The 13,769-nt window shown below is 57.6% G+C and carries 9 protein-coding genes; 2 read left to right on the top strand and 7 right to left on the bottom strand.

Annotated elements, in window-relative coordinates:
* Positions 1-16: 16 nt before the first annotated feature.
* On the bottom strand, positions 17-349 hold the full coding sequence (glpE, locus tag AC2T6E_RS20440) for a thiosulfate sulfurtransferase GlpE (RefSeq protein ID WP_006177908.1): 333 nt from the start codon (positions 347-349) through the stop codon (positions 17-19).
* Between the two features lie 188 nt (positions 350-537).
* Here glpE and glpD point away from each other — a divergent pair, with 188 nt between their 5' ends.
* Entirely contained in the window at positions 538-2,046 is a 1,509-nt protein-coding gene (gene glpD, locus AC2T6E_RS20435; protein ID WP_108417706.1) for a glycerol-3-phosphate dehydrogenase, read from the top strand.
* Between the two features lie 76 nt (positions 2,047-2,122).
* On the opposite strand, the gene glgP is transcribed toward glpD, so the two are convergent.
* The 6 genes from glgP to asd all read right to left on the bottom strand — a co-directional run bounded on the left by glgP (position 2,123) and on the right by asd (position 12,844).
* The gene (glgP, locus tag AC2T6E_RS20430) at positions 2,123-4,570 is read right to left on the bottom strand and encodes a glycogen phosphorylase (protein WP_089598547.1); all 2,448 of its coding nucleotides are present in this window, start codon (positions 4,568-4,570) and stop codon (positions 2,123-2,125) included.
* An 18-nt stretch (positions 4,571-4,588) separates the two neighbouring features.
* Positions 4,589-6,022 (bottom strand): glycogen synthase GlgA, encoded by a 1,434-nt coding sequence (glgA, locus tag AC2T6E_RS20425; RefSeq protein WP_089598546.1) that lies wholly within the window; start codon positions 6,020-6,022, stop codon positions 4,589-4,591.
* On the bottom strand, positions 6,022-7,317 hold the full coding sequence (glgC, locus tag AC2T6E_RS20420; protein WP_042718928.1) for a glucose-1-phosphate adenylyltransferase: 1,296 nt from the start codon (positions 7,315-7,317) through the stop codon (positions 6,022-6,024). The genes glgA and glgC overlap by 1 nt, the downstream gene beginning before the upstream one ends.
* A 17-nt stretch (positions 7,318-7,334) precedes the next feature.
* Positions 7,335-9,308: a glycogen debranching protein GlgX gene (glgX, locus tag AC2T6E_RS20415; RefSeq protein ID WP_486693054.1), complete on the bottom strand. Its 1,974-nt coding sequence runs from the start codon at positions 9,306-9,308 to the stop codon at positions 7,335-7,337.
* Positions 9,305-11,491, bottom strand: coding sequence for a 1,4-alpha-glucan branching enzyme (gene glgB, locus AC2T6E_RS20410; RefSeq protein WP_481977886.1), 2,187 nt, complete (start codon positions 11,489-11,491; stop codon positions 9,305-9,307). The genes glgX and glgB overlap by 4 nt, the downstream gene beginning before the upstream one ends.
* A 249-nt stretch (positions 11,492-11,740) precedes the next feature.
* Positions 11,741-12,844: an aspartate-semialdehyde dehydrogenase gene (asd, locus tag AC2T6E_RS20405; RefSeq protein ID WP_486693051.1), complete on the bottom strand. Its 1,104-nt coding sequence runs from the start codon at positions 12,842-12,844 to the stop codon at positions 11,741-11,743.
* Positions 12,845-13,021: 177 nt separating this feature from the next.
* On the opposite strand from asd, the gene yhgN reads away from it, so the two are divergent.
* Positions 13,022-13,615, top strand: a complete 594-nt coding sequence (gene yhgN / locus AC2T6E_RS20400; protein ID WP_003861574.1) for an NAAT family transporter YhgN — start codon at positions 13,022-13,024, stop codon at positions 13,613-13,615.
* Positions 13,616-13,769: the final 154 nt, after the last annotated feature.

Below are 13,769 nucleotides of genomic sequence, written 5' to 3'. Positions count from 1 at the left end.
GGACAGTATAGCGGGATCAGCGCTCAAAAGCGTATTCCACTTCTGCCGGGAAATGACGATGCCATGCATCGAAGCCGCCGTCGACGCTGTACACCGCGTCGTAACCCTGCTGAAGCAGATACTGCGCCGCGCCTTTGCTGCTGTTGCCGTGGTAGCACATGACCATTACCGGCGTCTCGAAGTCGTTATCGCGCATAAACGCGCCCAGCGTGTCGTTGGTGAGATGGAACGCGCCCGGCGTGTGGCCCATCGCAAAGCTTTGCGGATCGCGGATGTCCACCAGCACCGCTTTTCCCTGGTGCATCTTCTGGTGGGCTTCTTCTACGTTAATACATTCAAACTGATCCATGGTGTTCTCTTTACTGTGGTCAACGACAAGATTTTACCCCGTAGTGTACGTCCTGGCGGCGGGTAAACGCCATTATGTTATCCATATCACTCTAAATTGTTTTTTTGATGTTACCAAAAGCGCGTTCCTTTGCTATTATGAGCGATATCGAACATTTCTGAGCTTTAACGAAAGTGCGTGAGGGTGTTATGGAAACCAAAGATCTGATTGTGATAGGCGGTGGCATCAACGGTGCCGGTATTGCGGTCGATGCCGCAGGACGCGGTTTATCCGTGCTGATGCTGGAAGCTAACGATCTCGCCTGCGCGACCTCGTCCGCCAGCTCCAAACTGATCCACGGTGGCCTGCGCTACCTGGAACACTACGAATTCCGCCTGGTCAGTGAAGCACTGGCCGAACGCGAAGTGCTGCTGAAAATGGCCCCGCATCTGGCTATTCCGATGCGCTTCCGTCTGCCCCATCGCCCGCATCTGCGTCCGGCGTGGATGATCCGAATTGGTCTGTTTATGTACGATCATCTGGGTAAGCGCACCAGCCTGCCGGGTTCGAACGGTTTGCGTTTTGGCTCAGAATCGGTCCTTAAGCCTGAAATCGTGCGCGGTTTCGAATATTCCGACTGCTGGGTGGACGATGCGCGTCTGGTGCTGGCGAATGCGCAGATGGTAGAGAAAAAAGGCGGCGAGGTGAAAACCCGTACCCGCGCCACCGCCGCGCGTCGTGAAAACGGTCTGTGGATTGTGGAAGCGGAAGACGTGGATACCGGCGAGAAGTTCAGCTGGAAAGCGCGCGGTCTGGTGAACGCCACCGGCCCGTGGGTGAAGCAGTTCTTCGATGACGGCATGCACCTGCCTTCTCCGTACGGCATCCGCCTGATCAAAGGCAGCCACATTGTGGTGCCGCGCGTGCATACCCAGAAGCAGGCCTACATTCTGCAGAACGAAGATAAACGCATCGTGTTTGTCATCCCGTGGATGGACGAGTTCTCGATCATCGGCACCACCGACGTGGAGTACAAAGGCGATCCGAAAAACGTCGAGATCGACGAAAGCGAAGTGAACTACCTGCTGAAAGTGTATAACGCGCACTTTAAGAAGCAGCTGGCGCGCAATGACGTGGTCTGGACCTACTCCGGCGTGCGTCCGCTGTGCGATGACGAGTCTGACTCACCGCAGGCCATCACCCGCGACTATACGCTCGATATTCACGACGTAGACGGCCAGGCGCCGCTGCTGTCGGTGTTTGGCGGCAAGTTGACCACCTACCGCAAGCTGGCCGAGCACGCGCTGGAAAAACTGGCACCGTACTATAAAGGCATTGGCCCGGCATGGACCAAAGGCGCGGTCCTGCCTGGCGGTGATATCGGCGATAACCGCGATGATTACGCCGCGAAGCTGCGCCGTCGTTTCCCGTTTATCACCGAAGGCATGGCGCGCCACTATGCCCGCACCTACGGCAGCAACACCGAGCTATTCCTGGGTGACGCGAAAGCGCTAGCCGATCTGGGCGAGCATTTCGGTCATGAGCTGTATGAAGCCGAGCTGCGTTACCTGGTGGAGCACGAGTGGGTTCGCCGTCTGGATGATGCCATCTGGCGTCGTACCAAAGAGGGGATGTGGCTCAACGCCGAGCAGCAGTCTCGCGTGGCGCAGTGGCTGCAACAGCATGCGGGAAAGCGTGAATTGTCCCTCGCGTCCTGATGTAAAAAGCCGGGTGGCGGCTCCGCCTTACCCGGCCTACTCTACTAAAAACGGCAACCGGGTTGCCGTTTTGCTTTTATAACCGCACCGGATCAATATGCCAGATCGTCTCGGCATACTCCTTGATGGTCCTGTCAGACGAGAAATACCCCATATTGGCGATGTTATGCATCGCGGTGATGGTCCACTTCTCCTGCTGACGATACAGCTCGTCCACCCGGTCCTGACAATCCACGTAGCTGCGATAATCCGCCAGCACCTGATAGTGATCGCCAAAGTTAATCAGCGAATCCACCAGGTCCCGGTAGCGTCCGGGCTCTTCAGGATTAAACAGCCCGGTCGCGATTTGGGTCAGCACCTGACGGAGCTCTTCATCCTCTTCATAATACTCACGCGGTTTGTAGCCCTGCCTGCGCAGTTCCTCCACCTCCTCCGTGGTATTGCCGAAAATAAAGATATTCTCTTCCCCCACATGCTCCAGCATCTCGACGTTCGCGCCGTCCAGCGTGCCGATGGTCAGCGCGCCGTTCAGGGCAAACTTCATGTTACTGGTGCCGGACGCTTCCGTCCCCGCCGTGGAAATCTGCTCTGAGAGATCCGCCGCCGGGATGATCAGCTGCGCCAGGCTCACGCTGTAGTTAGGGATGAATACCACCTTCAGCTTGTCGCCGATGTCCGGATCGGTATTCACCACCTTCGCCACGTCGTTAATCAGGTGAATGATGTGCTTCGCCATGTAATAGGCGGAAGCCGCCTTACCGGCAAAGATCTTCACGCGCGGCACCCAGTCAGCCGTAGGGTCGGCCTTGATACGGTTGTAGTGCGTGATCACATGCAGCACATTCATCAGCTGACGTTTGTACTCGTGAATACGCTTGATCTGCACGTCGAACAGCGCTTTCGGGTTCGCCACCACGTTCAGATGCATCGCCAGCCAGACCGCCAGACGCTTTTTGTTGAGGAGCTTGGCTTCACGCACGGCTTTATTCACCGTCGGGAAATCAATGTGCTGTTCCAGTTCGCTCAGCTGGCTCAAATCGGTGCGCCAGGTGCGGCCGATATTCTCGTCCAGCACGTCAGACAGCGGCGGGTTCGCCAGCGCCAGCCAGCGGCGCGGCGTAACGCCATTGGTCACGTTGCAGAAACGCGTCGGGAAAATCTTCGCAAAATCCGCAAACAGCGACTGCACCATCAGGTTCGAGTGCAGCTCCGACACCCCGTTGACCTTGTGGCTGATCACCACCGCCAGCCAGGCCATGCGCACGCGGCGACCATTGGATTCATCGATGATCGACGCACGGCTCAGCAGGCCGGTATCGTTCGGGTACTGCTCCTGCAGGGTCTTGAGGAAGTAGTCGTTAATTTCAAAGATAATCTGCAGGTGGCGCGGCAGAATTTTGCCGAGCATATCCACCGGCCAGGTTTCCAGCGCTTCGCTCATCAGCGTGTGGTTGGTGTACGAGAACACCTGACAGGTCACTTCAAAGGCGTCATCCCAGCTGAACTTATGTTCGTCGATCAGCAGGCGCATCAGTTCCGGAATGGAGAGCACCGGATGCGTGTCGTTGAGGTGAATCGCCGTTTTCTCCGCCAGATTGGCGTAGGTTTTGTGCAGCTGATGGTGGCGGCTGAGGATGTCCTGAATCGTCGAGGAGACGAGGAAATACTCCTGACGCAGGCGCAGCTCGCGGCCCGAGTAGGTCGAATCGTCCGGATACAGTACGCGGGACACGTTCTCGGAGTGGTTTTTATCTTCCACTGCCGCAAAGTAGTCGCCCTGGTTAAATTTACCGAGGTTGATCTCGCTACTGGCCTGGGCATTCCACAGGCGCAGCGTGTTGGTGGCGTCGGTGTCGTAGCCGGGGATGATCTGGTCATAGGCTACGGCGAGGATCTCTTCGGTTTCGACCCAGCGGGATTTTTTGCCTTCCTGCTGAATACGCCCGCCAAAGCGCACTTTATAGCGCGTGTTGTGACGCTTGAACTCCCACGGGTTACCGTATTCCAGCCAGTAATCCGGGGACTCTTTCTGGCGGCCATCAACGATGTTCTGCTTGAACATGCCGTAGTCGTAGCGGATGCCGTACCCGCGGCCCGGCAGCGCCAGCGTTGCCAGCGAGTCAAGGAAGCAGGCGGCAAGACGTCCCAGACCACCGTTTCCGAGGCCGGGGTCGTTCTCTTCGTCGATCAGCTCTTCTAAATCCAGCCCCATCTCTTCCAGCGCGGTTTTGACGTCGTCATAAATACCGAGCGACAGCAGCGCGTTGGAGAGGGTGCGGCCAATCAAAAATTCCATCGACAGGTAATAAACCTGACGCGTTTCCTGCGAGAGCTGGGCGCGGTTGGAGCGCAGCCAGCGTTCGACTAAACGGTCACGCACCGCAAACAGGGTGGCGTTCAGCCACTCGTGTTTGTTGGCGATAACCGGATCTTTCCCGATGGTGAACATCAGCTTGTAGGCGATGGAGTGCTTTAACGCCTCAACGCTGAGCGTGGGTGAAGAGTAGCTAAATGGAGCGTTCATATCAGTAACTTCGCCTCGTTACATCAAGCGTTGATAAAGGTCGCGGTAGGACTGCGCCGCAACGTGCCAGCTAAAGTCCATGGACATCGCCTGACGTTGTACGTAACGCCACAGCGATGGACGGGACCACAAGACGAACGCACGCCGAATCGCGCGAAGCAGCGACCAGGCATTACTGTCCTCAAAAACAAAGCCGCTGGCGATACCGTCCGCCAGGTTTTCCAGAGAGCTGTCGGACACCGTATCCGCCAGCCCGCCCGTGCGGCGTACCAGCGGCAGGGTGCCGTATTTCAGGCCGTAAAGCTGCGTCAGGCCGCAGGGTTCAAAGCGGCTCGGCACCAGAATGACGTCTGCCCCACCCATAATGCGGTGCGAAAATGCTTCGTGATAACCAATCTGCACGCCCACCTGCCCCGGATGTTCTGCGGCGGCGGCAAGAAAACCTTCCTGCAGCACCGGATCGCCCGCGCCGAGCAGCGCCAGCTGGCCGCCCTGCTCCAGTAGTCCCGGCAGCGCTTCGAGCACCAAATCCAGCCCTTTCTGGCTGGTCAGGCGGCTGACCACGGCGAACAGCGGCACTTTGTCGTTCACCTTCAGCCCCATCGCAATTTGCAGCTGGCGTTTGTTTTCGGCTTTGTCTTCCACCGAATCGCGGCCATAGCGCGCAGCCAAAAGGAGATCGGTATCCGGACTCCAGATCTTTTCATCCACGCCGTTCAGAATGCCCGACAGACGGCCTTCACGGTGGCGCTGTTGTAACAGCCCTTCCAGACCGTAGCCAAACTCGGGCTGGGTGATTTCACGCGCGTAGGTTGGACTCACCGCCGTGATGTGATCGGCGTAGTACAGCCCCGCCTTCAGGAACGAGATCTGCCCGTTAAACTCCAGACCGTGCATGTTATAGAACGACCATGGCAGATCGATGTCATTCATATGATGGGCATAGTACATGCCCTGATACGCCAGGTTGTGCACCGTAAAGACCGATTTGGCCGGATGACCTTTCGCCGCCAGATACGCAGGCGCCAGGCCCGCATGCCAGTCATGCGCGTGTACAACATCCGGTCGCCAGAACGGATCCAGCCCGACGGCCATCTCCGCCCCCACCCAGCCGAGCAGCGCAAAGCGCAGCACGTTGTCGGTATAGGCGAACAGGTTCGTATCGTGATACGGACTACCCGGTCGGTCGTACAGGTGAGGCGCGTCGATCAGGTAAATCCCTACGCCATTGTAATGTCCAAATAGCAGGGTGATGCGTCCGGCGAAGGTTTCACGGCGGGTAACGACCTTTGCATCAGGAATACCACGCCGGATATCCGGGAAGGCGGGCAACAGGACTCGGGTATCCACCCCACCGGCGATCTGCGCCGCCGGTAATGCGCCAAGAACGTCCGCCAGCCCGCCCGTCTTCAGCAACGGGAACATCTCAGAACATACGTGTAAAACCTGCATCATCGCTCCTGTTTGATTTGCAGCTTCCGCAACATTTCCCGTGTGACTAACACGATCCCCTCTTCAGAACGGTAGAAGCGACGCGCATCTTCTTCCGCGTTTTCACCAATCACCATCCCTTCAGGGATGACGCAGGCACGGTCGATCACGCAACGGCGAAGACGACACGAGCGCCCTACCCAGACATCCGGCAGCAGGACTGCCGAGTCGATATTACAGAATGAATTCACACGCACGCGGGGGAACAGCACGGACTGCACCACCACGGAGCCGGAGATAATGCACCCGCCGGAAACCAGCGAGTTCAGCGTCATGCCGTGGCTGCCGGAGCGGTCCTGCACGAACTTCGCGGGCGGCAGCGATTCCATGTGGGTGCGAATCGGCCAGTTCTGGTCGTACATATCCAGTTCAGGCGTAACAGACGCCAGGTCGAGGTTCGCTTTCCAGTAGGCTTCCAGCGTACCGACGTCGCGCCAGTAAGGTTCCGCATTCGGGTCTGACTGCACGCAGGACAGCGGGAAAGGATGTGCATACGCCATGCCAGCTTTGGTGATTTTCGGGATGATGTCTTTACCGAAGTCGTGGCTGGAGTTTTCGTCTTTGTCGTCTTCTTCCAGCAGCTCATAAAGGTATTCTGCATCAAAGATATAGATCCCCATGCTGGCGAGCGATTTGGTGTCATCTCCCGGCATGGTCGGCGGGTTCGCCGGTTTTTCAACAAAGTCTATAATCTTGTCGTCGGCATCCACGTGCATCACACCAAACGCCGTCGCCTCAGCAACGGGCACCGGCAGACACGCCACGGTGCAGCGCGCCCCTTTTTCGACGTGGTCGATGAGCATGTGCGAGTAGTCTTGCTTGTAGATGTGGTCACCCGCGAGGATGACGATATATTCCGCGCTGTAGCGGCGAATAATGTCGAGGTTCTGGGTCACCGCATCCGCCGTGCCGCGATACCAGTTTTCCCCGTGAACGCGCTGCTGCGCCGGGAGCAGATCGACAAACTCGTTCATCTCTTCGCTAAAGAACGACCAGCCGCGCTGGATATGCTGCACCAGCGTGTGCGACTGATACTGAGTAATGACGCCAATGCGGCGAATGCCAGAGTTGAGGCAGTTGGAGAGCGCAAAGTCGATAATACGGAACTTACCACCAAAGTGAACGGCCGGTTTGGCGCGCTTGATGGTCAAATCTTTCAGACGGGTTCCACGCCCGCCCGCGAGTATCAGGGCAACAGTTTTTAATGGTAGCTGGCGCGCCAACATTAACGGATCGTTCTTCTCTAATCTAACCATGACTAACTCCTTTTTTATCATCTTTGGAATACGCACACTCCGTGCGCAGGCCCGTGCCAGACAGCCATAACAACCGGATTATCCGCTCCGGCAAAGGGGGGAACGGCTCGCCACTCCCCGTCAGGTAAAACAATCTCTGCGACGTCATCCGTCGCGTTCAGCGTGACCAGCCACGTATCCGAGAGCAGGATTTGCAGACAGGTTATGCCGTGTTGCCACTCTTGCGCGCTCAGCGGTTGCGCGTCTTTATTCAGCCAGCGAACGTTGCCGTCGCCCTCTTCCCACCAGCTGTCGGCGGTAAGCGCCGGGATTTGCTGGCGAAGGTGGATCAGCGCCGCGGTGAAATGGTTCAACCCGCTGTTTGCTTCTCCCCAGTCGAGCCAGGTTAAGGTGTTATCCTGGCAATAGGCGTTGTTGTTGCCGTGCTGGCTGTGGCCATGCTCGTCGCCCGCCAGCAGCATCGGCGTGCCCTGCGACAGCAAAAGCGTCGTGAGCAGCGCGTGAACGCTGGCGCGTCGCCGCTCGATCACGTCCAGACTTCCGCCTAACCCTTCTATACCATGGTTAAAGCTATGGTTATTGTTAGTCCCATCGCGATTCTCCTCACCGTTTGCCTCATTGTGTTTCTGATTGAAACAAACGCAGTCGCGAAGCGTGAAACCGTCGTGCGCCGTTACCAGGTTGATGGTGGCCGACGGACGTTTGCCGTCGCGCTTAAAGAGATCGCTGGAACCGGCAAAACGTCCTGCGAATTCCCCCAACGACAGATCGCGCGCCAGCCAGAAGCGGCGGATGGCATCGCGGTAGTGATCGTTCCACTCGGCAAACAGCGGCGGGAAATTTCCCACCTGATAGCCGCCCTCACCAATGTCCCACGGCTCGGCAATCAGCTTCACCTGCGACAACACCGGGCAATTTTTGATTGCCTCAAACAGCGGTGCCTGCTGGCTGAACGCCGGCGTGCGCCCCATGACGGGGGCCAGGTCGAAACGAAAACCGTCGACATGGAAGGTTTCCACCCAATATTTCAGGCACTCATACGCATAATGCGTCACCGCCGGATGGCTGAGATTGAGCGTGTTACCGCAGCCGGTCCAGTTCTCATAATCGCCATCTTCCCTGATCCAATAATAGCTACGGTTATCAATTCCGCGCTGCGAGAGCGTCGGGCCATCGAGATCGCTTTCGGCACTGTGGTTGAGCACCACATCCAGAATGACCTCAATGCCCGCCGCGTGGAGTGCCTTCACCGCATCGCGGAACTCGTCCCGGGCTTTTTCAGGATGGGCGGCATAGCGGGGTTCAAGGGCGAACATCGCCAGCGGGTTGTAACCCCAGTAGTTGCTCAGCCCAAGGCGCTGTAACCGCGGCTCGCTGGCGAAATGCGCCACGGGCAGCAGCTCCAGCGCGGTGATCCCTAAGTGCTTCAGGTAGGCAACCATGGTCGGATGCCCGAGCGCTTTATAGGTCCCGCGCATCTCTTTGGGAATCGACGGGTGCAGATACGTCAGCCCTTTCACATGCGCTTCGTAAATGACGGTATTGCCCCACGGCGTGCGCGGCGGGGCATCGTCTTCCCAGTCGTAGAGGTCGTTCACCACCACGCTTTTTGGCGCGAGCGGCGCACTGTCGCGGTGGTCGGGTTCACCGTAGCCGACGTGGAATATCGGGTCGTCTTTAAACTCGCCGTCCACACGGTGCGCACACGGGTCAATCAACAGCTTCGCCGGGTTAAACCAGTGTCCCTGTGAAGGTTCCCATGCGCCGTGAACGCGAAAACCGTAGTGCATTCCCGGACGCCCGCCGGACAGGTAACCGTGCCAGATATCCCCCGTGCGGGACGGTAAATCGTAACGGTGCTCGTTACCTTCCCCGTCAAACACACAGAGTTCTACCCGCTCCGCGTGCGCAGAAAAGAGCGTGAAGTTCACCCCCTTCCCGTCAAAGCGCGCCCCGAGCGGTTCGGGATTACCTGCCGTTAGCTGCGTCATTCCCCCTCCCGCACCAGCCAGATGGTGCTAAGCGGCGGCAGCGTCAGGCTCAGGGAGTTTGGTCGCCCGTGGCTTTCGAGTGCGTCGCTCTGTACCAGCCCGCCGTTACCCGCGTTGCTGCCGTGATAATGCATAGAATCGGTGTTCAGTATTTCGCGCCATTTCCCTGCCTGGTTAATGCCGAAGCGGTAATGTTCGCGCGGCACCGGCGTGAAATTGCTGGCAACGATAATTTCATTGCCCGCTTTATCGCGGCGCACAAAGACAAATACCGACCGTTCACGATCGTCCACCACCAGCCACTCGAAGCCGTACGGGTCAAAATCCAGCTCGTGCAGCGCTTTGTGGTGGCGATAGGTCAGGTTCAGGTCACGCACCAGACGCTGTACGCCGTGGTGCCAGTTGTCACCGCCTTCCAGCAGGTGCCAGTCGAGGCTGGAATCGTGGTTCCACTCGCGGCCCTGCGCGAATTCATTGCCCATAAACAGCAGTTTCTTGCCCGGGAAAGCGAACATCCAGCCGTAGTAAGCGCGCAGGTTGGCAAACTTCTGCCACGCGTCGCCCGGCATGCGGTCAAGAATGGATTTTTTGCCGTGCACCACTTCATCATGCGACAGCGGCAGCATGAAGTTTTCGGTGTAGTTGTAGAGCAGCCCGAACGTGAGCTTGTCGTGGTGATACTGACGGTGAACCGGGTCGAGCTTCATGTAGTCGAGCGTGTCGTGCATCCAGCCCAGGTTCCACTTGTACCAGAAGCCCAGCCCCCCCATTGACGGAGGGCGAGAGACGCCGGGGAAGTCGGTGGACTCTTCCGCCATCGTCACCGCGCCTTCCACCTGCTCGCCGAGAATGCGGTTGGTGTTGCGCAGGAATTCAATGGCTTCCAGATTTTCACGGCCGCCATACTCGTTCGGGATCCACTCCCCCTCTTTACGGCTGTAGTCGCGGTAGATCATCGACGCCACCGCATCGACGCGCAGGGCATCAATACCGAAGCGCTCGATCCAGTACAGCGCGTTGCCCACCAGGAAGTTTGTCACTTCACGGCGACCGTAGTTATAGATCAGCGTGTTCCAGTCCTGGTGATAGCCTTCGCGCGGGTCGCTGTGCTCGTACAGCTTCGTGCCGTCAAATTCCGACAAACTGAAATCATCGGACGGGAAGTGGCCGGGCACCCAGTCGAGGATCACGTTCAGCCCGGCGGCATGCGCGGCATTGATGAAATAGCGGAAATCATCGCGCGTGCCGAAGCGGCGCGTTGGCGCATACAGCCCTGTAGGCTGGTAGCCCCAGCTTCCGTCAAACGGGTGTTCGTTAATCGGCAGCAGCTCAAGGTGAGTAAAGCCCATCCATTTGGCGTACGGCACCAGCTGATCGGCCAATTCACGATAGCTGAGCCAGAAGTTATTATCGGTGTGGCGACGCCAGGAGCCGAGATGCACCTCATAGACGGAGATTGGCGCGTCGAAGCGGTTGGCCTGCTTGCGTTCTTCCGTCTGGACGATCTTCTCCGGCAGCCCACAAATCAGCGACGCGGTATCCGGGCGCATCTGCGCTTCAAAGGCATACGGGTCAGCTTTAATGCGCAGCTTGCCGTTGGCATCGATCATCTCGAACTTATAGAGCTGGCCGTTTTGCGCGCCAGGGATAAACAGCTCCCAGATGCCGGTTTCACGGCGCAGGCGCATCGGATGACGACGGCCATCCCAGTAGTTGAACTGCCCGACTACGGAAACCCGCCGGGCATTCGGTGCCCACACGGAAAAACGTGTGCCGGTGATCCCGTCCATGGTATCGGCATGCGCGCCCAGCGTTTCATAGGGCCGCAGGTGAGTCCCTTCGGACAACAGCCAGGCGTCCATCTCTTTCAGGAGCGGGCCGAAGCTGTAAGGGTCGTCAATCAGGTTCTGCTGACCGTGCCAGATGACGGCAAGCTGATAGCGAAAAGGGTTTTTACGACGGGGCATCACGCCCGAGAAGAAGCCACGAGAATCGAGGCATTCCAGATTACCGACCTTGCGGCCGGTTTTGGGTTCTATCACCCAAACTTCTGTGGCATCCGGCAACAGCGCCCGAACTTCCAGTCCAGCCTCCGTTCGGTGCATCCCAAGCACAGAAAAGGGGTCAGCAAAATGACCCGCAATAAGCGCATTAATCACGTCTCTATCCACACGATCGGACATGGTATTCATCCTGTTTTTTATGTCGTCCTTTTTACGCGCTCCGGGACGACTTTTAATGTGACCTGAACGGGACAGCACAAATATGTGCATCCTTTCTGCTCCGTTCGAACCTCAGGTAAGAAATGACTCTTCCTTAAAGCATAGCCAACGCTCTAAATGACTCCTGATAAAAAATAAGACATCCGCGTGTTACTCCATGTAGTACGCAAAAAAAAGGGGTGAAAATCACCCCCGGTATTTAACAAATTATTACGCCAGCTGGCGCAGCATGCGGCGCAGCGGTTCGGCGGCACCCCACAGGAGCTGGTCGCCGACGGTGAACGCGGAAAGGTACTCCGGCCCCATGTTCAGCTTGCGCAGACGGCCAACCGGCGTGGTCAGCGTGCCGGTGACGGCTGCCGGGGTCAGTTCGCGCATGGTGATATCGCGATCGTTTGGCACCACTTTCGCCCACGGGTTGTGTGCGGCCAGCAGCTCTTCCACGGTCGGAATAGACACATCTTTTTTCAGTTTAATAGTGAAAGCCTGGCTGTGGCAGCGCAGCGCGCCGATACGCACGCACAGACCGTCAACCGGAATGGTGTTCGCGGTCGCGAGGATTTTGTTGGTCTCAGCCTGGCCCTTCCACTCTTCTCGGGTCTGGCCGTTATCCAGCTGTTTGTCGATCCACGGGATCAGACCACCGGCCAGCGGTACGCCGAAGTTGTCCACGGGCATCTCGCCGCTGCGGGTCAGCTGAGTGACCTTACGCTCGATATCAAGAATCGCGGACGCCGGGTTTGCCAGCTCGGTCGCGACGCTCTGGTGCAGCTGGCCCATCTGGGTCAGCAGCTCGCGCATGTGACGCGCGCCGCCGCCGGACGCGGCCTGGTAGGTCGCCACGGAGACCCACTCCACCAGATCCTGCGCGAACAGGCCGCCGAGGGACATCAGCATCAGGCTGACAGTACAGTTACCGCCAACAAAGGTTTTCACGCCGTTGTTCAGGCCGTCGGTGATCACGCCCTGGTTAACCGGGTCGAGAATGATGATGGCATCGTCCTTCATGCGCAGCGAAGAGGCCGCGTCAATCCAGTAGCCCTGCCAGCCGCTTTCACGCAGCTTTGGATAGATTTCGTTGGTATAATCGCCGCCCTGGCACGTCACAATAATGTCGAGTGCCTTCAGCGCTTCCAGATCGTAAGCATCCTGCAACGTGCCTGTGGTACCACCAAAGGACGGAGCAGCCTGGCCGAGCTGGGAAGTGGAGAAGAAGACCGGGCGGATAGCGTCGAAATCGCGCTCTTCAACCATGCGTTGCATGAGTACAGAGCCGACCATACCGCGCCAGCCGATAAAACCAACGTTTTTCATAGCATTTTTTTCCTGCTGAGGGTGTGTGCTGATTGTGCAAGCCAGTATTGAACTGGGATATGCTTCACATTACAAAATGCAGCCAAAGTCGCAAGCGAAATTAATCGATGATTGCCCGGCAATCAGAAATACAGCTAATTATCATAATAACCATAGAGATTTTCAGGGATAATTTACATGAGTGAAATCATTTCCGCGGCGGTTTTATTGATCCTCATAATGGATCCACTGGGAAACCTGCCGATCTTCATGTCGGTGTTAAAGCACACCGAGCCGAAGCGCCGTCGGGCGATCATGATCCGCGAGCTGCTCATCGCCCTGCTGGTGATGTTTATCTTCCTGTTTGCCGGGGAAAAAATTCTCGCTTTCCTGAACCTGCGCGCCGAAACGGTCTCCATTTCCGGCGGGATTATTCTGTTCCTGATTGCCATCAAAATGATTTTCCCGAGTGCGGAAGGCAGCAGCAGCGGCCTGCCTGCGGGTGAAGAGCCGTTCATCGTGCCGCTGGCGATCCCGCTGGTTGCCGGGCCAACGATTCTGGCGACGCTGATGCTGTTGTCGCACCAGTACCCGAATCAGATGAGCCACCTGGTGATTGCCCTGCTGATTGCCTGGGGCGGGACATTTATCATCCTGCTGCAGTCGTCGCTGTTCCTGCGCCTGCTGGGGGAGAAAGGGGTGAACGCCCTAGAGCGCCTGATGGGGCTGATTCTGGTGATGATGGCGACACAGATGTTCCTGGACGGGATACGGGCGTGGATGAAAGGGTGAGGATGTAAAAAAGCCGGGTGGCGCTTACGCTTACCCGGCCTACGGGACCTGATTTTTTTGTAGGTCGGGTAAGGCGAAGCCGCCACCCGACTAACATACGGCCTCTGCGGCCTGTTGCCCTCACCCCGACCCTCTCCCACTGGGAGAGGGAGAA

The sequence above is a fragment of the Enterobacter sp. B79-1 genome, from assembly GCF_057444735.1.
The sequence above is the reverse complement of the archived record's forward strand: the minus strand, read 5'-3'. Positions and strand labels throughout refer to the sequence as shown.